19 protein-coding genes and 1 pseudogene are annotated in these 21323 nt (G+C 62.3%); 13 read left to right on the top strand and 7 right to left on the bottom strand.

What is annotated here, in order from left to right; translation table 11 throughout:
* Positions 1–154: 154 nt before the first annotated feature.
* Positions 155–1081 (bottom strand): LysR family transcriptional regulator, encoded by a 927-nt coding sequence (locus tag C4J83_RS14735; RefSeq protein WP_119740546.1) that lies wholly within the window; start codon positions 1079–1081, stop codon positions 155–157.
* 113 nt (positions 1082–1194) lie between these two features.
* Between C4J83_RS14735 and C4J83_RS14740 the strand changes: the two genes are divergently transcribed.
* From C4J83_RS14740 to C4J83_RS14770, 7 genes are all read left to right on the top strand, one after another.
* Positions 1195–2178 carry an aldo/keto reductase gene (locus C4J83_RS14740; RefSeq protein ID WP_106578131.1) on the top strand — a complete coding sequence of 328 codons (984 nt, stop codon included), beginning with the start codon at positions 1195–1197 and terminating at the stop codon, positions 2176–2178.
* Positions 2179–2241: 63 nt separating this feature from the next.
* The gene (locus C4J83_RS14745) at positions 2242–2997 is read left to right on the top strand and encodes a CDP-diacylglycerol diphosphatase (RefSeq protein WP_124417435.1); all 756 of its coding nucleotides are present in this window, start codon (positions 2242–2244) and stop codon (positions 2995–2997) included.
* A 311-nt stretch (positions 2998–3308) separates the two neighbouring features.
* Positions 3309–5303: an aminotransferase class I/II-fold pyridoxal phosphate-dependent enzyme gene (locus C4J83_RS30940; protein ID WP_124417436.1), complete on the top strand. Its 1995-nt coding sequence runs from the start codon at positions 3309–3311 to the stop codon at positions 5301–5303.
* A gap of 23 nt (positions 5304–5326) precedes the next feature.
* Complete coding sequence (locus C4J83_RS14755; RefSeq protein WP_164487937.1) at positions 5327–6181, top strand: transporter substrate-binding domain-containing protein; 855 nt, start codon at positions 5327–5329, stop codon at positions 6179–6181.
* A 1-nt stretch (position 6182) separates the two neighbouring features.
* A complete protein-coding gene (locus tag C4J83_RS14760) occupies positions 6183–6887 on the top strand; it encodes an ABC transporter permease (protein WP_124417437.1) in 705 nt (234 codons plus the stop codon).
* 6 nt (positions 6888–6893) lie between these two features.
* On the top strand, positions 6894–7592 hold the full coding sequence (locus tag C4J83_RS14765) for an ABC transporter permease (RefSeq protein WP_124417438.1): 699 nt from the start codon (positions 6894–6896) through the stop codon (positions 7590–7592).
* Positions 7589–8587 (top strand): DMT family transporter, encoded by a 999-nt coding sequence (locus tag C4J83_RS14770; protein ID WP_124417439.1) that lies wholly within the window; start codon positions 7589–7591, stop codon positions 8585–8587. The genes C4J83_RS14765 and C4J83_RS14770 overlap by 4 nt, the downstream gene beginning before the upstream one ends.
* Here the strand turns inward: C4J83_RS14770 and C4J83_RS30750 are convergent.
* Positions 8543–9082: pseudogene (locus C4J83_RS30750) on the bottom strand (TetR/AcrR family transcriptional regulator); the annotation flags it as partial. The gene C4J83_RS14770 and the pseudogene C4J83_RS30750 overlap by 45 nt on opposite strands.
* A 90-nt stretch (positions 9083–9172) precedes the next feature.
* On the opposite strand from C4J83_RS30750, the gene C4J83_RS14780 reads away from it, so the two are divergent.
* Complete coding sequence (locus C4J83_RS14780; protein ID WP_124417440.1) at positions 9173–10171, top strand: M14 family metallopeptidase; 999 nt, start codon at positions 9173–9175, stop codon at positions 10169–10171.
* A gap of 138 nt (positions 10172–10309) precedes the next feature.
* On the opposite strand, the gene C4J83_RS14785 is transcribed toward C4J83_RS14780, so the two are convergent.
* Positions 10310–11014 carry a haloacid dehalogenase type II gene (locus C4J83_RS14785; protein ID WP_124417441.1) on the bottom strand — a complete coding sequence of 235 codons (705 nt, stop codon included), beginning with the start codon at positions 11012–11014 and terminating at the stop codon, positions 10310–10312.
* 114 nt (positions 11015–11128) lie between these two features.
* On the opposite strand from C4J83_RS14785, the gene C4J83_RS14790 reads away from it, so the two are divergent.
* A complete protein-coding gene (locus C4J83_RS14790) occupies positions 11129–11986 on the top strand; it encodes a LysR family transcriptional regulator (RefSeq protein ID WP_124417442.1) in 858 nt (285 codons plus the stop codon).
* Here C4J83_RS14790 and C4J83_RS14795 read toward each other — a convergent pair.
* The 4 genes from C4J83_RS14795 to C4J83_RS14810 all read right to left on the bottom strand — a co-directional run bounded on the left by C4J83_RS14795 (position 11960) and on the right by C4J83_RS14810 (position 16572).
* Entirely contained in the window at positions 11960–13213 is a 1254-nt protein-coding gene (locus C4J83_RS14795; RefSeq protein ID WP_106578141.1) for an EAL domain-containing response regulator, read from the bottom strand. The genes C4J83_RS14790 and C4J83_RS14795 overlap by 27 nt on opposite strands.
* Positions 13214–13222: 9 nt before the next feature.
* Positions 13223–13606 carry a response regulator gene (locus C4J83_RS14800; protein WP_106578142.1) on the bottom strand — a complete coding sequence of 128 codons (384 nt, stop codon included), beginning with the start codon at positions 13604–13606 and terminating at the stop codon, positions 13223–13225.
* Positions 13591–14940 (bottom strand): sensor histidine kinase, encoded by a 1350-nt coding sequence (locus C4J83_RS14805; RefSeq protein WP_106578143.1) that lies wholly within the window; start codon positions 14938–14940, stop codon positions 13591–13593. Before C4J83_RS14805 ends, C4J83_RS14800 begins: the two co-directional genes overlap by 16 nt.
* Before the next feature lie 1029 nt (positions 14941–15969).
* Complete coding sequence (locus tag C4J83_RS14810) at positions 15970–16572, bottom strand: hypothetical protein (RefSeq protein WP_256660683.1); 603 nt, start codon at positions 16570–16572, stop codon at positions 15970–15972.
* Positions 16573–16811: 239 nt separating this feature from the next.
* Here C4J83_RS14810 and C4J83_RS14815 point away from each other — a divergent pair, with 239 nt between their 5' ends.
* The 4 genes from C4J83_RS14815 to C4J83_RS14830 are packed head-to-tail and all read left to right on the top strand — an operon-like array spanning position 16812 to position 21323.
* Entirely contained in the window at positions 16812–18344 is a 1533-nt protein-coding gene (locus C4J83_RS14815; protein ID WP_119740526.1) for a sugar ABC transporter ATP-binding protein, read from the top strand.
* The gene (locus C4J83_RS14820; RefSeq protein WP_106580384.1) at positions 18337–19329 is read left to right on the top strand and encodes an ABC transporter permease subunit; all 993 of its coding nucleotides are present in this window, start codon (positions 18337–18339) and stop codon (positions 19327–19329) included. The genes C4J83_RS14815 and C4J83_RS14820 overlap by 8 nt, the downstream gene beginning before the upstream one ends.
* Before the next feature lie 34 nt (positions 19330–19363).
* Positions 19364–20296 carry an ABC transporter substrate-binding protein gene (locus tag C4J83_RS14825; RefSeq protein WP_124417443.1) on the top strand — a complete coding sequence of 311 codons (933 nt, stop codon included), beginning with the start codon at positions 19364–19366 and terminating at the stop codon, positions 20294–20296.
* A gap of 25 nt (positions 20297–20321) precedes the next feature.
* Positions 20322–21323, top strand: a complete 1002-nt coding sequence (locus C4J83_RS14830) for a LacI family DNA-binding transcriptional regulator (protein ID WP_119740836.1) — start codon at positions 20322–20324, stop codon at positions 21321–21323.

The following is a 21323-nucleotide window of genomic DNA, read 5'->3' on the forward strand; positions in this document are numbered from 1 at the left end:
CACGGCACAGTGGCGTGGCCTCCCCTTGTGGCAGTAGTGCGTGCAGCGATTCCGTCGCCTGGCGGCGATAATCTTTACCCCTGATGTCAGCCTTCATGCTCGGATGCCAGGGGTGTCCGTTCGGCTACATCAACGGCTGACATCCCTTACAGGCTCAAGGCCTTTGCATTAACTGCGAGCCGATGGTGTTCAGCCGAATCATGTCCATCAACTGGCGCAACCCTGGCTGCGATTGCCGGCGGCTGGCGTAGTACATGCACAACGGTTCGCCCAGGCAGGCCCAGTCGGGCATCACTTCCACCAGACGGCCGTCGGCCAGTTCCTGTTGCACACGGTTGGACAGGCAGTAGGCAATGCCCACACCTTGCAGCGCGGCATTGACGATGGTTTCAGTGTCGGCTGCGCTGAAATGGCCAGGCACGTCGATGCGCTGTTGACGCGGGCCGTTGCCCAGTTCCCATTTGTAAGTGGTCTTGTCTCCCAGGTACATGCGGATGCACGCGTGTTGCAGCAGGTCTTTGGGAACCTGTGGCGTCCCGTGACGTGCGAGGTAGGCAGGGGAGGCGACCACGATCCAGCGCAACGGGCCGGTCAGCGGCACCGCGACCATGTCTTGTGGCACGGTCGCGCCATACCGGATACCGGCGTCGTAGCCTTCGGCAATGATGTCGATCATCGCGTCCTGCACGATCAGGTCCAGGCGCAGTTGCGGGTAGGCGGTGGCGAAGTCGCCGAGGATCGGCGCCAACAGCAGCACCGCGGCATCCCTGGGCACATTGAGACGCAGGCGGCCAATCGGCGCTTCACGGTACAGCTCGAGGGTGTCGAGGCCGTCCTGGATCGTGGCAAAACCCAGGCTGAGCTTTTCGGCGAGCAGGGTGCCGGCGTCGGTGGGCTCCACGGCGCGGCTGGTACGGTACAGCAACTTGACCCCAAGGCGGGTTTCCAGGTTGCGCATGGTGTGGCTCAACGCCGACGTGGTTACCCCCAGTTCGTGGGCGGCATGGCGGAAACTGCGACGGCGGATGATCGCCATGAACACATTCAGGTCGGCCAGTTCGGAACGATTGAAAGCAGCCATTTCAAGCCTCTTTTATGGGAGTTCGGTTGCATGCGGCGTTGAGCCCTATTCAACCTCAGATGATCTAGAGTAATTGCTTTTCTAAGCAATGTTGTGGGCAGGGGTATTTTTTTATGCGCATCGAGACCATCCGGATTTCTGGCATAGACAAGCCGGTCTCGCGGATTGCCCTTGGCACCTGGTCCATGGGCGGACACTTGTGGGGCGGCGCGGATGACGAACAGTCGACCAGGACCCTGCGCCATGCCTTGAACTGCGGCATCAACCTGATCGACACCGCCCCGGTGTATGGCTTTGGGCTGTCCGAGGAGCTGATCGGCAAAGCCTTGCGCGGCGTACGTCACTCGGCAGTCATCGCTACCAAAGCCGGGCTGCAATGGGAAGACGGCACCCCGCGCCGCAATGCCACGGCCGAGCGCATTCGCAAAGAGGTCGAGGATTCATTGCGACGCCTGGAGACCGACTACATCGACCTGTATCAGGTGCACTGGCCCGACCCGCTGGTGGCCCAGCAGGAAACCGCCGAGGCGCTGGAGCGCCTGCGTCGTGAAGGCAAGATCCTGGCGGTGGGCGTGAGCAACTACTCGAGTGCGCAGTTGGACGAGTTCAGTCGTCACACGGCCCTGGCCACGGTGCAACCGCCGTACAACGTGTTCGAGCGCGCCATTGACAGCGACATCCTGCCGTATGCCAAGCGACACTCGCTGGTGGTGTTGGCTTATGGCCCGCTGTGCCGAGGGTTACTGGCCGGCAATATGCATTCGGCCACCCGCTTTGCGGGCGACGACGTACGCAATCTCGACCCCAAGTTCAGGGCGCCGCGTTTCGAGCAGTACCTGGCGGCGGTGGCGGCACTGGACGTGTATGCCCGCGAATGCCATGGCAAATCCGTACTGGCCCTGGCACTGCGTTGGGTATTGGACCAGGGCCCAACCATCGCGCTGTGGGGTGCCCGTCGGCCGGAGCAGTTGAAGGGCTTCGACGAGGCATTCGGCTGGCACCTGAGCGCCGACGACTTGACACATATCGACCGTATTCTCGCCAGCACGATAAAAGATCCGATTGGCCCGGAATTTATGGCCCCAGCTAAACGTTAGCCCTAGCGACAGGGAGGTCAGCGAGAAAAATAACTGACATCCCCGTACGTTGAGGTTTTTTGCATGAAGCGCGGTACCGTATTCAAGATCGCTGGTGGTTTGCTGTGTGTGCTTGCGCTGGTCGGCGCCTGGCAGTGGCGGGGCAACCCCGATGCTTTATGGCATATCGTCAGCCAGCAATGCGTGCCCCATCAGCAACAGCAGCAAAACCCCAGCCCGTGCCTGGCGGTGGACCTGGACCGTGGCTACACGCTGTTCAAAGACCGCAATGGCCCGCTGCATGATGTGTTGATTCCGGTCGATAAGGTCACCGGCATTGAAGACCCCGCGCTGGGTCGACAGTTGCTGCCGCATTACTTTGCCCAGGCCTGGCGGCATCGCAGTGTGTTGTCCGACGGCTTGCAACAGCCTATTCCGGACGCGTTCCTCTCGGTGGCGATCAACTCACGTTACGGCCGCTCGCAAAACCAGTTGCACGTGCACATCGCGTGCCTGCGCCCGGAGGTGTTTGCCGCGCTGAACCGGCACAGCAACGGCCTCACCGCGCAGTGGCAGGTGCTGCCGACGCGCCTGAAGGGGCACACCTACAGCGCCCGCACGCTCACGCCGGCGGACGCCGATACGCTGGACCCGCTGGCCCTGCTGCGTGAGTACGTCGAGGCGCAGGGCGACGCGATGAGCCAGTACAGTCTGCTGATGACACCGCGCGCCGATGGCAGCCTGGTATTGCTGACCACGCACCTGGCGTTGACCGAACTCAACCTGGGGTCGGCCGGTGAGCTGCAGGACTACCGCTGTGACTTGATGAACGCACATTGACCCCTTTCGGACCTGCCTGCCTGCGCTTGACGGTGTTGCCCTCGCTGTTCCTGCTCGTCGCTGTCGCAGCGGTGTGCGCCTGGGCAACGCCAGTACCCGCATGGGTTTGAACACGCGCTGAGCTGCATTTGAACCGGCCTAATACTGGGCGACCTACACCCGGTCACTTCATTCGCGACCTCTTTAACCGATAAACGACACCCGCCTGAACCTACCCATTGAACGACTGTTCAGTTTGCACTATGTTGACCGCATCCACCCGTTTGCACCTGCACGGGTTCGCGCTTTCTTCTTGAACGAGAGGCTCTGGCATGCGGTTTTCCCCCTTCGTTGAACGAATTGCAGGGCAGGGCGTAGCCGCCTGGGACATCCATCACGCCGCGTTCAACGCCGCAAGCCAGGGCGAAGACGTCATCATTCTCAGCGTCGGCGACCCTGACTTCGCCACCCCGTCATTCATCACCGACGCCGCCGTCAGCGCCTTGCGCGAGGGCGACACCCACTACACCGAAATCCCCGGCCGTACAGCGCTACGCGACGCGATTGCCGCGCGCTACAGCAAGACCTTGTCCCGCCCGTTGAGCGCCGAAAACGTCATCATCGTGCCCGGCGCGCAGAACGCGTTGTTCATCAGTTCGCTGTGCCTGCTGCAAGCCGGTGATGAAGTGCTGGTGCTCGACCCGATGTACGTCACCTACGAAGCCACGCTCAAGGCCAGCGGCGCCACGCTTACACGCGTGCCGTGTTCGCCGGAGTCCGGGTTTCGCCTGGATGCGCAACGGCTCGGCGCTGCGATCACGCCTCGGACCCGGGCGCTGTTTTTCTCCAACCCGAACAACCCCACGGGTGTGGTGCTGAACCCGCAAGAGCTGCAAGCCATTGCCGATCTGGCCATCGCCCACGACCTATGGGTGGTGGTCGATGAGGTCTACGAAAGCTTGGTGTTCGACGGCGAATACCACAGCCTTGCCGCGTTGCCGGGCATGGCCGAGCGCTGCATCGTGATCGGCAGTTTGTCCAAATCCCACGCCATGACCGGCTGGCGGATCGGTTGGATCATCGCCGCCCCGCAGATGATCGTGCACGCCGAAACCCTGGTGCTGAGCATGCTCTATGGCTTGCCGGGCTTTGTGATGGAAGCCGCCACGGCGGCGGTGTTGGCCCATGACGAGGTGACGGTGGGCATGCGCGAAATCTACCGTCGCCGCCGCGACCTGGTGGTGGCAGGCCTCAGTGCCTGCCCGGGCATCAAGGTGCAGGCACCGCAAGCCGGCATGTTTGTGCTGGTGGACGTGCGCGGCACGGGCTTGGGGTCATTGGATTTTGCCTGGCGGCTGTTCCGCGAGGCGGGCGTGTCGGTGCTCGATGCCGCCGCCTTTGGTGAGCCGGCCCAAGGGTTTGTGCGCTTGTCCTTCACCCTGGGTGAAGAACGCCTTGCCGAGGCCTGCCGACGCATCGCCGGGTTTGTCGCCAGGCGGGTCGCTGAACCGCGTATCGCCGCCGCGCCCACCCCCGAAGTGGCGCAGCCGGCGCAAGCCAGAACGATGATCGAAGTCGTCGACCTGCATAAGCGCTTCGGCAATATCGAGGTGCTCAAAGGTATTTCCCTCACGGCCCACGAAGGCGAGGTGATCTCGCTGATCGGCGCCAGCGGCTCGGGCAAAAGCACCTTGCTGCGCTGCATCAACATGCTCGAGGTGCCCGACCAGGGCAGCATTCATGTCGATGGCGAAAGCATCAAATTGAATTACGGTCTTCCCGGTGCGCCACTGGTGGCCGATGCCAAGCAGCTGGTGCGCATCCGCTCGACCTTGGGCATGGTGTTCCAGAACTTCAACCTGTGGCCCCATCGCACAGTGCTGGAAAACCTCATCGAGGCGCCCATCCAGGTGCTGCGCGAAAGCCGCGCCGAGGCCATCGAGCGCGCCGAAGCCTTGCTCGACCGCGTCGGCCTTGCCGCCAAGCGCAACGAATACCCGGCGTTTCTCTCGGGTGGCCAGCAACAACGCGTGGCGATTGCCCGCGCGTTGGCCATGCGCCCCAAAGTCATGCTGTTTGACGAACCCACCTCGGCCCTCGACCCGGAACTGGTGGGCGAAGTGCTGCGCGTTATCCGCTCGCTGGCCGAAGAAGGCCGCACCATGATCCTGGTCACCCATGAAATGGCCTTCGCCCGGGATGTGTCCTCCAAAGTGGCTTTTCTGCACCAAGGCATGATCGAGGAAACCGGCTCGCCGGACTCGGTGTTTACCGACCCACGCAGTGAACGTTGCCGACAGTTCGTCAACGCGCATCAAACTCGCTAACGCCAAAAAAGACGGGGCAAATCATGAAATCCAGACGCATGGCAACGTGGTTGAGCAGTGCAGTGTTGATGGTGGCCGCCGGGTTTATCCAGGCCGCAGAGAAACCCATCGTGTTCGCGGTGGCGGCAGAACCCTATCCACCGTTTACCGTCAAAGGCGGCAACGGGGAGTGGTCCGGCTTTGAAGTGGACCTGATCCACAAACTCTGTGAAGGCATGAAAGCCGAGTGCCAGATCAAGGAAGTGGCCTGGGATGGCATCATCCCGTCGCTGCTGGCGAAGAAAATCGACGTGATTTTCTCCTCGATGTCGGTTACCGATGAGCGTGAAAAACAGATCGCCTTCAGCCGTGCCTACTACGATTCGCTGCTGGGCGTGGCAGGGCCCAAGGGCGCGACGGTGGATATCACGCCTGAAGGCCTCAAGGGCAAGCTGATCGGCGTGCAGATCTCCACCGTCAGCGCCAATTACCTGAAAAAGTACTACGAGAACATCGCCGACCTTAAGTACTACGACACTCAGGAATCGGCCAACGCCGACCTGATCGCCGGGCGCATCGATTACATGATGGCCGACGACACGGCCATCGCGATGATGGTCAAGACCCCCGAAGCCAGCGGCCTGGCGCATATCGCCAGCGTGCCCTACGACCCGATCATCGGCCGTGGCGTGGGTGCCGGCTTGCGCAAGGAAGACACCGCGCTCAAGGCCCGTCTCGACAAGGCGATCGGCGAGCTGCTGGTGAGCAAGGACTATGACGACCTGGCCCAGCATTACTTCGGCCTGTCGGTCAGCCCGTGCAAACGCGGCGAGACCCCGGCGTTTGTGAGCAAGACCTGCGACAGCCCGTACCCGCCCATCGCGCAGAAGACCGAATAAGATGCTCGACCTTCTCAGCTTTGGCGAACAAGGGTGGGGCAACGCGCTGCTCAAAGGGTTATGGATGACCCTGCAAATCTCCGCCGGCGCCTTCGCGGTGGGGTTGCTGATCGGCCTGGTGGTGGCCTGCGCCAAGCTCAGCGCGCCACGCCCGATTGCACAGCTGATGCGCGGTTACACCACCGTGTTTCGTGCGGTGCCGGAACTGCTGCTGATTCTGCTGCTGTACTACGCAGGTTCCATGGGCCTGAACGCGCTGATGCTGTGGCTGGGTTTCGAACAGGTAAACATCAGCGGCCCGCTGGTGGCGATCCTGGTGCTGGGGCTGGTGCAGGGCGCCTATGCCTCGGAGATATTCCGCGCGGCCATCCTGGCCATTCCCCACGGTCAGATCGAGGCGGCGCGGGCGTTTGGCCTGAGCGGGTTTGGCCTGTTCCGCCGGGTGACCTTGCCGATCATGGCGCCGTACGCCTTGGCCGGCATGTCCAACCTGTGGATCAACCTGATCAAGGACAGCGCCTTGATCAGCGTGGTCGGCACCAACGAGCTGCTGTACACGGCCAAGCAGGCGGCCGGTTCCACCCGTCAGTATTTGCTGTTCTACCTCACGGCCGCCGCCTTGTATTACCTGGTGACGCTGGCTTCCAACTACCTGTCCGGGCGCCTGGAGCGACGTATTCGTCGCTGGATGCCGGTTGTCGAGTGAGTCGCCATGCCTGAGTGGATAAGCTATTACGCGGGGCTGATCGCCAAGGGGTTGCAGACGACTTTGTCGCTGCTGGCGATTTCGGCAGTGCTCGGCTTCGCCCTGGCGGTGCTGGTGGCGTTGGCGCGCTTGTCCAAGCGCAAGTGGCTGGCCCGGGGTGCGCTGGCCTATACCAGCGTGCTGCGCGGCACACCGCTGTTGATCCAGATCTACATTTTTTACTACGGGCTGGGCAGCCTGTTTGCCCAGTTCCCGATGGTGCGCAGCAGTTTCCTGTGGCCGTTTCTGCGCGACGGCTATTGGTACATCGTGTTCGCCCTGGTGCTGTCGGTGGGCGCTTATGTGGGCGAAGTGATCCGCGGCGGCCTGTTGGCCGTGCCCAAGGGCGAGATGGAGGCCGCGTCTGCCTTTGGCATGACCACGCGCCAGGCGTTGCTGCGGGTGCGGTTGCCACGCGCGATGCGGCTGCTGCTGCCGACCCTGGCCGGGGAGACGGTGATGTTGCTCAAGTCCACTGCGCTTGCTTCGACGATTGCCGTGGTCGACCTGCTGGGCGCGGCCAACGTGGTACGCGCGCAGACCTTGCAGATTTATCAACCGCTGCTGCTGGTGGCCGGTGTCTACCTGTGCCTGACCTTCCTCATTGAAGGCGTCTACGCCATCGCCGAACGGCGCGGCACGCCGCTGCGCAGGTCGGCAGGATGAAGCAGAACCGCGCGCTGCAAGGCATTGCCTTGTGCTCATTGGCCTACGCGTTCCTGGCGTTGCAGGACGCCGTGATCAAATGGCTGGTGGCTGATTATTCGGTATTCAGCATTCTGTTCTGGCGCAGCCTGGTGGTGGTGGGGGCGTGTGTGATCGCCGGGCGCATGGGCCTGTTGCGCCGGGCGTGGACTTCGGCCAGTCGCCAGCTGCTGATCATTCGCGGCCTGTTGTCATTGCTGGCGTGGGTGCTGTATTACACCGCCGCCAAAGACCTGACCCTGGCGGAAATGACCACCCTGTATTTCTCCGCTCCTATCATGGTCACGCTGCTCGCAGCGCTGATCCTCAAGGAGCGCGCCAGCCGTGGCCAATGGGTTTCGCTGCTCATCGGCTTCGTCGGCGTGGTGATTGCCTGTCGTCCCAGCCACATGGTTGACCCGCTGCCCATCGCGCTGACCCTGGCGGCCGCCTTGTGCTGGGCGTTCACTTATATCCAGCTGCGCCAGGTCGACCCGACTACCTCGGTACTCGAGCAGATGCTGATCACCAATGCGGTGTTCGTGGTGTGCATGGGCGTGACCTTGCCGTGGACCCACACCCCGGCGCCGACACCCGCGTGGCTGGGCATGCTGGCGGCAGGGCTGGTCGGCGGCGTTGGCCAATTCCTGCTGTTTGCGAGTTTCCGCCGCGCCACCGCGACTTTGCTCGCGCCGTTCGAGTACACCGGGTTGATCTGGGCGTTTGTGTTGTCGAGCCTGATCTGGGGCACCTCGATGGATGTGTCGCTGATCATCGGTGCGGTGCTGATTGCGCTCAGCGGCACCTTGGCGATGCTCAGCGCGCGCCACCCTGAATCACAGGACGTGGTCGGCGCCGAATGCGCCGTGACGCAACCCCTGTACCCAACAGCGGCAGATGTGCAAGCCGTTGGCGGGGCTGAACGTGCCGGGGTTGAGGCACCCCTCGAGCCAGAGCCCGTCAAGCATCGCCGATAGGCCGATGGCAGCCAGGTGGCTGTCGTGGATCACCAGGTTTTCGCTGCGGGCCAGGTCGTCGAGCAGTTGCTGGATCAGCGCCAGGTAGGCGCGGTAGCTGTTTTCGTGGGACTGGTTCACATGGGGCGAGTGGCGGATCAGGCTCCAGAACACCACCCACACGCCGAGCAGGTCAGGGTCCATCACCCGTGGCGAAAAGGACGCGCTGAGAAACGCATCCAGCCGTGCGGCGGCGCCTTCGGCCTGCTCGACTTGCGCCCATAGGGCACTGGTCAGCTCACTGGCCAGCTTGTGGTAGGTCTCGGCGATCAGCGCATCGATGCTGCCGAAATGGTGGTTGAGCAGGCCCACGGATACCCCGGCCTGGGCCGCGATCCGGCGCACGGAAATGCCTGCGTGACCGTCGCGTGCGAGGCTGGTGAGTGTGGCGGCGATCAGCAAGTCCCGGCGTTCGTCGGGGTCGGCACGGCGCAGTTTGGGAGGGTCGACAGTCACGGGAGTGCCTTGGGTTGATGACCAGAGCGCTCAGGTTAGTTGAACACGTGTTCAATCTCTAGCGATTAAATGATGAGAGGAGGGCAAGGCATGGCAAATGACCTTTCGTGGCAGGTTCAGGGCGATGCAGGCAACCCGCTGCACATCGGCGCCTGGCGTTTCGAAGGCGACGGCAGCGGGCCCAGGGTGCACTTGCAGGCGGGCGTGCACGCCGATGAAATCGCCGGGATGCTGGTGCTGCACCAGTTGCTCCCGCGTTTGCAGGCCTGCCAGGCTCAAGGGCGGCTGCGCGGCACTGTTACTGTTGTGCCCCAGGCGAACCCGTTCGGCATCGGCCAATTTCGTCAGGGCCGGCTGCTGGGGCGCTTTCACGACGCCACCGGGCAGAACTTCAACCGCGCTTTCGACCACTCACTGGCCATGGAGCGCCCGGCGACCAACCTGGCGCAGTGGCAAAAGAGCCTGATGCAGTTAGCCGCCGACGCCGACCTGGTGCTGGACTTGCACACCGATGATGAGGCGCTGCCTTACCTCTACATCCATCGTCGTTTCTGGCCGGAGCAAGGCCTGGCGCTGGCGGCGGCGTTGCAGGTGGACGTGGTGATCGTCTGGGATGACGGCGGGGATGGCTCCTTTGAAGAAACCCTCATCAACCACGCGGCGCCAAAGTTGGCGGCGACTGTCGAATTGCGCGGCCAGGCTGATGTCAGCGATGCGCTGGCGCGGCAAGACGCCGATGGCTTATGGGCGTGGCTGTGCATCAATGGCGTGATCGATGAAGTGGCGGCCATCAACGAATGGCAGGGGGAAGTGGTGGACATGGGCTGCATGGAGACCCTGCTGGCGCCCTGTGCCGGTGTACTGGTGTTCGAAAAAGCACTCGGCGATGAGGTCGAGGAAGGCCAGCGTTTCGCTCGGATCATCGCAAGGCCCGGTGAGCCGACGTCGGAGGTGATACTGCACGCCGCGCAAGCCGGGCGCATGGTGACCCGCCACCGCGAGCGCCTGGTGGCGCAAGGTTCGGTCGTCGCCAAATTTACGGGCACGCGTTTATCCGACAGCTACAGCGGCGGGGTGCTGGACCCATAAAGTGCTGCCTGTACACGCCCCCAATGTCGCAGCAGGCTTGCTCGCGAAGAAGGCGTATCAGCCGACTGACACTGCGCCTTCGCGGGCAAGCCCGCTCCCACCGTTGGATCGTGGCGCGTCAGGTGATTTCGATAGGCCTCACCACCCCACGGACGTGAACAGCTCAGGCACGCGGTCAAGCGTCGGCAAAATCGCATCAGGCGTGTAGTCCGCCAGCAACTGACGGCCGGTGCCACGGTCGATCCATACACACCGAAAGCCGATATCCCGCGCGGCCGCGTGGTCCAGGTGCGGGCTGGCGCAGATATGCACGACCTGGTCGAGGTTCACGCCCAACTGCTCGTGGGCGTAGTCGAACAGACGGCGATCGGGCTTGTAGGCGCCTGCCTGCTGCGCAGTGATCACTCGATCAATCGCGCCGCCCAACTGCGCAACATTGCCGGCAATCACGTCATCGTCGGTATTGGAGACAATGCACAACTTGAACCCCATCGCTTTAAGCTGCTGGAGCGTCCCCACAACCTCAGGAAATGGCGGCATCGCGCTGATGCTGTCGGTGAGGAGGGTGCCGTCGTGCTCATTGGCCGGCAATCCCAGCGCGTTCAGCGCCAACTGCATGCTCAAGCCTGCCAGCGTGCGAAAGCTGCGATGCGGTGGCGTCTGTTCCAGGGTGTGTTCGTTATGGTCGTAGGCGCTGAGCAAGGTATCCCGGTCGACCTGATGATCACCTTTTTCGTCGAGGATTTTATCGATCGCGGCGCGCAGGCCTTCATCCCACTGGATCAGCGTGCCGTAGCAGTCAAAGGTCAACCAGAGCGGGCGAGGGGTATTCTCAAGGGGCATGGGGCACCTGTGCGGAAAGTGAGTGACCCTGGCAGCTTAGGAAACGTGGCGGTCAGTTGGAAATTAAATTAACCTCTGCCACACAGTTGAATATCCGATATGAAGGTCGCCGCCATGTTTGATCTCGAACTGCTGCACACCCTGGTCTGCGTGGTGGACGAAGGCAGTTTTACCCGCGCCGCGGAGCGCGTGCACCGCACTCAATCCACGGTCAGTCAGCAGATTCGCAAGCTTGAAGAAAGCGCCGGCCAGGTGTTGTTGGTGCGTGACCGTTCCGGCCAGCAGGTCAGCCCCACCGAGCATGGCGAGTTGCTGACCCACTACGCGCGCCGGCTGCTGAATTTGTCGCGCGAAGCCCGCGAGGCGCTGAGTACCGAGGCCAGCGTGGTGCCGGTGCGCCTGGGTGTACCCGAAGATTTTGACGCCACGCGCATGGCCTCGATGCTCTCGGGGTTTGTGCGCACTTACCCTGAGGCGCGGCTGGAAACGGTCAGCGGCATGAGCACCGACTTGCGTCGCCAGTTGGAAAACGGCGAGATCGACATCGCCCTGATCAAGCGCGAGCCCGGCAGCGGCGAGTGCCATGCCAGTTGGCCGGAGCCGCTGGTGTGGGTGTGCGGCGCGGGCCAGGACCTGCAGGCCGAGACCTTGCCGCTGGCATTATTCCCCCAAGGCTGTATCTACCGCCAACGCGCCATCCGCACCCTGGACAAGGCTCGACGCAGTTGGCGCGTGGCGTTCGGCAGCCATAGCCTGACTGGCATCCAGGCGGCGGTGACGTCCGGGCTGGGCGTCAGCATCCTGCCCAACAGCGCCGTGCTGGCCAGCCATCGAATTTGCACGCAACTGCCGCCGGTGGCGCCTTCGGAGCTGGCGCTGGTCAGTGGCGCGGGGCGATTGAGTGCGACACACCGCGGGCTGATCGAGTGTTTGCGCGAAGAGATTTCAGAGCCTCGGCAGTCGCTCCAGTAGCAGGCGTTCCAGCGTGATGGCGGGCAATGGCCGGCTGAACAAGTACCCTTGAATCTGATCACAGCCGGCGGCCTTCAAAAATGCCAGCTGATCCTGGGTTTCGACCCCTTCGGCGACCACTTGCAGGCTCAGGCTATGGGCCAGTTCAATGATCGTGCGGGTGATGGCCGCGTCTTGCGGGTTGGTGGTGACTTCGCGAATAAACGCGATGTCGATCTTCAACGTGTCGATGGGAAACCGGCGCAGATACGCCAGGCTTGAATAGCCGGTGCCGAAGTCATCGATGGAGATTTTCACGCCCATCGTGCGCAGCCGTTGCAGGCTGGCAATGGTGTGCTGGGTGTTTTCCATCAATGAGCCTTCGGTCAGTTCGACCTCCAGCCAGTGCGGCGCCACCCCGTTTTGCCTCAAGGTGCGCTCGATATCGGCAATCAGGTCGCCCTCGATCAACTGATGACCGGAGACGTTGACTGAAACCTCTACGGCGCCAATCAGGCCGCGTTGCCACACGGCGATTTGCTGGCAAACCGTGTCAATCACCCAGCGCCCCACCGGCACGATCAAGCCCAGGCTCTCAAGTATCGGCACAAATACCGCCGGTGAAACCGCGCCATAGCCTGGGCGCTCCCAGCGCAGCAGGGCTTCGAGTGCGCATATCTGGCCGCCGGCCAGCTCGACCTTGGGTTGGTAATGCACGCTGAACGCATTGGTTTCGACCGCCCGGCGCAGGGCGTTTTCCAGGTCCTGGCGCGCCAGGTCGTGCACGCTCATGCCCGCCGGCTCTCCCGTTTGCCGCTGCAGCTGCTGTTCGAGCATCAGGTTGTGGACTTTCAAATGATCGCCGCGCGCCTTGAGCCGCAGCAGGTTGCGCACCCGCAGCCACAACTCGACACGCTCCACCGGTTTGCTGATGAACTCCTCGGCGCCGGTTTGCAGCCCGCTGACGCGCGCGCTGGGCTCGCTGAGGGCCGACAGCATGATGATCGGGATACTCGCTGTGGCTTCGTCGCCCTTCAAGTGGCTGGCCACCTCGTAACCGTCCATGCCCGGCATCATGATGTCCAGCAGGATCAGGTCGGGCGGTTGCTGCGCCACCAACTGCAAGGCTTCCTCACCGCTGCTGGCACTCAGGGTCTGGTAGCCCTCGTGTTGCAGCAGGGTTTCCAGCAGCTTGCGAACCTGGGGTTCATCATCAACGATCAGTAGCGTTGCGGGTTGGCTGGCCATGGAGAGGACTCACAGGAGAGGGCTGATGTGTGGTTGCAGCAAAGTGTCGATGGTCTGGTACAGCTCTTTGTAGCGCAGCGGCTTGATGATGTAGGCGTCGCAGCCGGCCAGTCGGGTCTTTTCGCGGTCTTCCTTCATGGCCATGGCGGTCAGGGCGATCACCGGAATATGCGCGGTGCCGGGGTCTTGCTTGAGCAGTCGGGTGGCGGCGAGGCCGTCCATGCCCGGCAACTGGATATCCATCAGGATCAGCGCCGGCTGTTTTTCCCGCGCCAGCGTCAAGCCGGTTTCTGCATCCGCCGCCCACAACACGCTGTGACCGGCATTGACCAGCAACAACCGAGCCAGGCGCATGTTCGCCTCGTTGTCTTCGACGATCAGGATTTCGGCCATGCAGCCTCCGGGGCGCGATGCAGAGGCAGCCACACCACAAAGCGGGTGCCAAGGCCCACGCGGCTGGCGACGGCGACGCTGCCGCCATGCAGGTCGGTCAATTGCTTGACCATCGCCAGCCCCAAACCCGTGCCTTCAAATTTACGCGCCAGGCTGCTGTCGATCTGGCTGAACGCCTTGAAGAGCTTGCTCATGTCGTCCTTGGCAATGCCGATGCCGGTGTCGCTGACGCTCAGTTCGAGGAACTGCGCGTGAGGGCTGGGCTGCAGGGCGAAGCCATGGGTCGGCCAGTCGCCAGGGATCTGCCCGACCTGGGCGCGACTGACCTCGCGCACCGCCAGGGTCACGGAGGCGCCGTGTTCGCTGAACTTCACCGCATTGGCCAGCAGGTTGTAGATGATCTGCTTGGTCTTGCGCAGGTCCAGTTCCAGGGTGCCGAAATCGCCCTCGCTTTCCAGCTTCAACTGGATGCGTTGCAGGGCGGCTTTTTCGCGCACGATCAACAGACTGTTGGCCAGCAAGCCTGCGAGCTCCACGGCCTCAAGCTCCAGGTCCATCATCCCGGCCTCGACCTTGGACAGGTCGAGAATGTCGTTGATCAGCGACAGCAAGTGCTGGCCGCTGGTGAAGATATCGCCGATGTATTCGCGCTGCACCTCGCTCATGTCGCCGACCAGGCCGTCCTTGAGCGCCTCGGAGAAGCCGATCACCGCGTTCAGCGGCGTGCGCAATTCGTGGGACATGGTGGCGAGAAACTCGGACTTCATGTGGTTGGCGTGTTCCAGTTCCAGGTTCTTTTCTTCCAGGGCGCGCTCGAAACCTTTGCGCTCGGCTTCTTCCTGCTTGCGCGCGGTGTTGTCGGTGCCGATCAGCAAGTAGCCGATGATGGTGTCGTGGCGGTTGCGCAGGGCCGTCACCGAGACCATGGCCGACAGGCGACTGCCGTCCTTGCGGATGTAGGTCAGCTCGTAAATGTCTTCGATGCCGCGCGAGGCTTTGAACACCAGGGCTTCGAAGCCTGGCGTGATCGGTGTGTCGAGCTCCAGGCTGAGGGCGGCGGCGCGGGTGATGAGTTCGGCGGGGTCGGAAATGTCGGCGGGGGTAATGCGGTTCAGTACGTCGTCGGCGGCGTAACCGAGCATGCGTTCGGCGCCGACGTTGAAGATCTGGATCACGCCTTTTTCGTCGGTGGCGATGCTTGAAAAATACGCGCTGTTGAAGATCGCGTCTTGCAGGGCGCCGGTCTTGAGCAGGGTTTTCTGGCGTTTGAATTCGACGATTTTTTCGGCCCGCGATTGCGGTTCGAGGGGTCGTTCGGTCGGGTTTTTATCCATCGCGGTGGCGTTCCATGAACTTCAGGCCCGCCAACGTTGATAGCCGATGGCGCAGAGCATGCTCACTGAAGATCGCACGAGGGCGACGAGGAGGAGATGAGGTCTTTGGACGATAGCAGAGATTATGGCGTTTTGATGGTTGGCGGCTTTGGCGTGGTGGGTTTTGGCACTCAAATGGATTGATTAATGTTGGCTGTGCGCTGGATGCGCGGGTGAGCAGGTTGGGGTATCGGTACTGGAGGCTGGTTTTTGCGGGAGGATGGGGTAGATGGGTGGGGTTTTGCGGAAGTTCAGGGGGGAGGGCCTTTTCCACCGAAATGGGTGGGGGCAGGGGGCTTGGTTGTCCTCTTGAATAGCGTCGGTGGAGGTTCTGTATTTATGGGGAGCGGGTGGTTGATCGGGGGGGCATATCCGTTGCTGCGGTAGCGGCGGCTGGCGGTTCCGCTCTTACAGCGGGTCACTTTTGGCAAACGCCCCAAAAGTAACCAAAAGGTCTTTGCCCCACCACTCGGTGCCTCGCTTAGGCTCGGCATGCCCTCACTCCGGCTTGAATCCGTGGGCCGCCGTGACGGGCCATCCATGGCCCAACACGGCTAACCCGGCGTCCTGCCGGGTTACCCACGGATTCAAGCCTGCGTTCGGCCAGCGTGGTTGACGGGGCCTGTCAGATCAAGATCAACAGCAGAGCACGGCGGCCTGAAAGCCGACCTGAGTGGTAGAAGCAAAAGCAGAGCAACAGCACAGCAATACATCTTTATCTGATGCACTGCGATCCAAATGTGGGAGCGGGCTTGCTCGCGAAGGCGGTGTGTCAGCTACACATGAGCTGGCTGACCCACCCCTTCGCGAGCAAGCCCGCTCCCACAAGTCGACCGAGTTCAACTGCCAACACCGCAGTGCTTTTGCTTGTCTGTGGGAGCTGGCTTGCCTGCGATGGCATCAACCCGATGGGCCTGATGGACCCAGGTGCCTGCATCGCAGGCAAGCCAGCTCCCACAGACAAGCGGTCAGACACCGGCACCAGGTAACCTACCGAAGCCCGAACATGAACGAGCCTTTTTCCGGGCAGTTCTGGCTTTTAGCTTTGGTCGCCAGCCCTGCGTCGCGCAGTTCATTGCAGATTTGCGCGACGTTTTTCGGCGTCACGTAGAGGTTGTTGGAAAACCATGCGCGTTTGGCCCCCGACAGCTTGTTGAGCGCGCCACCGGCCTTGAGCACCCGCAGTACCACGGTGGAGCAGCTCTTGCGCAGCATCTGGTAATGCGCGTTGGGCTTGTAGCGGATGTTGAACCACTCGGCCTGCATGGCCTGCAGGTTCAGGCCGCAAACGGTATAGACCACATGCGGCCGGCAGCCTTCGGCGCTGATGTCGGACTCCAGGAACAGGTTGCGCTCCTGGCGCTGCTTGCCGGTCAAGGCGGCTCTGCCTTCGGGCCACCAGCTGACGTAGCTGGTGTTGAATTGCTCGATAAAGGCGCGGTCGCGATCACGTTCGCCGTCGTTGCGGTAACGGTCGTATCGCACTTCGATCATCTTGCCGATCACCGGGTCGCCGATGTACATCGCGGCATGGCCAACATCAGCCCCATGGGGATACCAGATGTAAACGACAACGCTTGCGTTGGAGGTCATGACGCATCCTGATTTCTTCCAATGACTGCTGGCAGAACGGACGGGCGCGGGGTTTTATTCCGCTGGCGTATAAATTTCATTTCATGCATCGCGCCGGCATGCGCAATTCGCGCTTGTGCACTTGGTGAAACGTTTAATCAATCGATAAACGGCGCACGCAAGCGCTTGCGTAAGGAAATGTAACTGGACTAGAGTCGGCAGCACTCGACTACAAAAATAATAATGCCAGGAGCTCATCCATGAGCCTTGAACCCTTGCTTGAGATGCAGGGCATCAGCAAAACCTTCAACGGTTTGCGCGTGCTCAAGAATGTCGGCCTGAAAGTCTACCCCGGTGAAATCCACGCGTTGATGGGGGAGAACGGGGCCGGCAAATCCACCCTGATGAAAATCCTCTCCGGCGCCTACCAGGCCGATCCCGGCGGTGAAATCCGCATCGACGGCCAGCCCGTCGCCACCTTTGACCCCGCCACCGCCAAGACCCTCGGCATCGCCGTGATCTACCAGGAACTGAGCCTGTGCCCCAACCTGAGCGTGGCCGAGAACATCTACCTGGGCCGCGAACTGCGGCGCGGCTGGACCATCGACCGCAAGGGCATGCAAGCCGGCTGCGTCGAGGTGCTGCAACGCCTGGGCGCCGAGTTCAAACCCACCACACCGGTGAGCAGCCTGTCGATTGCCGAGCGCCAACTGGTGGAAATCGCCCGCGCCCTGCATGCCCACGCCAGGATCCTGGTGATGGACGAGCCCACCACGCCGCTGTCATCGCGTGAGACCGACCGCCTGTTTGCCTTGATCAAACAGCTGCGCAGCCAGGGCCTGGCGATTATCTACATCAGCCACCGCATGGCCGAGATCTACGAGTTGTCGGACCGCGTTTCGGTGCTGCGCGACGGCCAGTACATCGGCGAGCTGACGCGCGAAGCGTTGTCGGCCGAGGTGCTGGTAAAAATGATGGTCGGCCGCGATCTTTCCGGGTTCTACAAGAAGGAACACGCCGCCTATAACCCCGGCAACGTGGTGATGCGCGTGCGTGACATGGCCGACGGCAAGCGCGTGCGCACCTGCAGTTTCGACCTGCATGCCGGTGAGGTATTGGGCATTGCCGGGCTGGTCGGGGCAGGGCGCACGGAGCTGGCGCGGCTGATCTTTGCTGCCGACCCGCGCACCAGCGGCACACTTGAAGTGGTGGGCAAGACCGTGACCCAACTGCGCAACCCGGCTGATGCGATCCGCGCCGGCGTGGTGTACCTCACCGAAGACCGCAAGGCCCAGGGCCTGTTCCTCGACATGAGCGTGGCCGACAACATCAACGTCTGCGCCTGTGTGCCGGACGCGCACACAGGCGGCGTGCTGGACCGTGGCCACGGCTGGCAGCGCGCCAATGATGCGATCAAATCGCTGTCGATCCGGGTGGCGTCGGGCAAGGTCAATGTCGGCGCCTTGAGCGGCGGCAACCAGCAGAAAGTGCTGTTGGCGCGGCTGCTGGAGGTCAAGCCGCATGTGCTGATCCTCGACGAACCAACGCGGGGCGTGGACATCGGCTCCAAGTCCGAGATCTACCGCATCATCAATCAACTGGCGCTGGCCGGCGTTGGCATTGTGGTGATCTCCAGTGAGTTGCCGGAAATCATCGGCACGTGCGACCGCGTGTTGATCATGCGCGAAGGCCAGTTGGTGGCCGAAGTCGGCGGGGCATCCGGCCACGTCATTTCCCAGGAACGTATTATTGACCTCGCCACCGGTGGCGATCAGGTGGCTGCCCATGGCTGATTCAAACAACAACACATTGACCCTCGCACCTATCGGCAAGGCCGAGCGCGTTCGCGAGCTGATGCGCACGGTCGGCATGCTGCCGGTGTTGATATTGCTGTTGGTGGGGTTTGCCCTGGCCAGTGAAAACTTCCTCACCGTGCAGAACCTGTCGATCATCACCCAGCAGGCTTCGGTAAATGTGGTGCTGGCGGCAGGCATGACCTTTGTGATTCTGACGGCGGGCATCGACTTGTCCGTCGGCGCGATTCTCGCGGCGTCCGCCGTGGTCGCGTTGCAGGCCTCGATGTCGCCACAGTTCGGCATGTTCGGGATCGCTGCCGGCATCGGTTTCGGTCTGTTGCTGGGGCTGGTCAATGGCGGGCTGATCGCCTTCATGCGCCTGCCGCCGTTTATCGTCACCCTGGGCGCACTGACCGCCATGCGCGGCCTGGCGCGGTTGCTGGCGGATGACAAAACCGTGTTCAACCCCGACCTGCCGTTTGCATTTATCGGCAATGACTCGGTGCTGGGCGTGCCGTGGCTGGTGATCATTGCCGTCGCGGTGGTGGCGCTGTCGTGGTTCATTCTGCGCCGCACCGTCATGGGCGTGCAGATCTACTCGGTGGGCGGCAACCCCGAGGCAGCGCGGCTGTCGGGGATCAAGGTGTGGAAAGTGTTGCTGTTCGTCTACGCCATGTCCGGCGCACTGGCCGGGCTGGGCGCCGTGATGAGCGCCTCGCGCCTGTTCGCCGCCAATGGCCTGCAACTGGGGCAATCCTATGAGTTGGACGCGATTGCTGCAGTGATTCTTGGCGGCACCAGTTTTACCGGCGGCGTCGGCACCATCGGCGGCACGCTGATCGGAGCGCTGATTATCGCGGTGCTCACCAACGGCCTGGTGCTGCTGGGTGTATCGGATATCTGGCAGTACATCATCAAGGGCATTGTGATCATCGGCGCGGTGGCGCTGGATCGCTATCGCCAGTCCGGTGCACGGACCTGATTTCACTCCAACAACAATCACAAGAGAGTCCCGCATGAACTTCAAACGCCTCTTTCCTGTTATGGCCTTGGCTGCCCTGATCTCCCACACCGTGCAAGCCCGCGAACTCAAGGCCCTCGGCATCAGCATGGGCTCGCTCGGCAACCCGTATTTTGTGACCCTGGCCGATGGCGCCACGGCGCGGGCCAAAGAGCTGAACCCCAATGTCAAAGTGACGTCGGTGTCGGCCGACTATGACCTGAGCAAGCAGTTCTCGCAGATCGACAACTTCATTTCGTCCAAGGTCGACCTGATCCTGCTCAACGCCGTCGACCCATCGGCCATGGCCTCGGCCATCAAGAAAGCCCGGGATGCCGGCATTGTCGTGGTGGCTGTGGATGTGGACGCCAAGGGCGTGAACGCCACCGTGCAAACCGACAACGTCGAAGCCGGCAAACTGGCGTGCCAGTTCCTGGTGGACAAGCTTGGGGGCAAGGGCAATGTGATCATCCAGAATGGCCCGCAAGTCACCGCCGTGACCGACCGCGTCAAAGGCTGCAAGGCCGCCTTCGCCGGTGCGCCAAACATCAAGGTGCTGTCCGATGACCAGGACGGCAAAGGCTCGCGCGAAGGTGGCCTGAACGTGATGCAGGGTTACCTCACGCGTTTCCCGAAAATCGACGGCCTGTTCGCAATCAACGACCCGCAAGCCATCGGCAGCGACCTGGCGGCCAAGCAGCTTAAACGCAGCGGCATCCTCATCACCTCGGTGGACGGCGCGCCAGACATCGAAAACGCGCTGAAGACCGACACGCAAATCCAGGCCTCGGCCAGCCAGGACCCTTGGGCCATGGCCCAGACCGCCGTGAACGTGGGCAACGACATTCTCAATGACAAGGCCCCGGCCGAAGCGGTTACCCTGCTCACGCCAAAACTGATCACCCGCGACAACGTGGCTACGTACAGCGGTTGGTCGAGTAAACATTGAGTCATTGAGCAAAGGGGAAAGCGTCGTGGTCACCATGGATGACGTGGCAAGCAGGGCGGGGGTGTCGACGTCGACCGTGTCCCACGTGTTGAACGGCACCCGCAAGGTCAGCGAGGCCACGGTGCAAGCGGTGCAGCGCGCGATTCAGGATTTGGGCTACATCCCCAATACCCTGGCGCGCTCGCTGGCCCGTTCCAGCACCAGCACGATTGGCGTGGCGATCTCGGCGCTGTCCAACCATTACTTCAGCGAAACCGTGCACGCGATTGAAACCGAGTGCGCCAAGCACGGCTACATGATGCTGTTTGTCGACCCCCACGACGACCCGGAGCAGGAGCTGCGAGTGGTCACGGCGTTGCATCATCGACGGGTCGATGGGATTTTGCTGGCTCCGTCCACCGACTCCAGAGCCCTGGAGTATTTGCAGGCGAATGAAATGCCCACGGTGCTGGTGGACCGCATGATGAGTACGCAGTTTGACCAGATCGGGGTGGAGAATACCCAGTCCACCCAGGCCCTGGTCGCGCACTTGATTGAACATGGGCACCGCCGGATCGGCTTTATTGCCGGGCGCGCGGGGCTGGGCACTACCGATGAGCGCGTGGCGGGTTACCGGGCTGCGTTGCAGGCGGCAGGCGTGGCGTTTGACCCGCAGTTACTGGTCAACGGTGGCTCGAACAGCCAGCCGGCGCGCGTCGCGACTGCGCAGTTGCTGGCCCTGAGTGCGCCGCCTACAGCGATCATGGCGGGCAATAACCTGATGACGCTGGGCGCCATGCACGCGCTGCGAGACGCGCGGGTCGATGTGCCGGGGCAGATCGCGCTGGTGGGTTTTGATGATTTTGACTGGGCGGATTTTTTCGTGCCGCGCCTGACCTTGATTGCCCAGCCGGTCCAGGAGCTGGGCGCGCGCGCGGTGCAGATGCTGCTGCAACGCATGGCCTCGCCGGCCGCGCCGGTGCAAAGTGTGCGCCTGGCGCCGAGCCTGCAATACCGTAATTCATGTGGCTGTATTGGATTGGAATGA

The organism is Pseudomonas sp. LBUM920 (assembly GCF_003852315.1).
In the GTDB taxonomy this organism is placed as follows: Bacteria; Pseudomonadota; Gammaproteobacteria; order Pseudomonadales; family Pseudomonadaceae; genus Aquipseudomonas.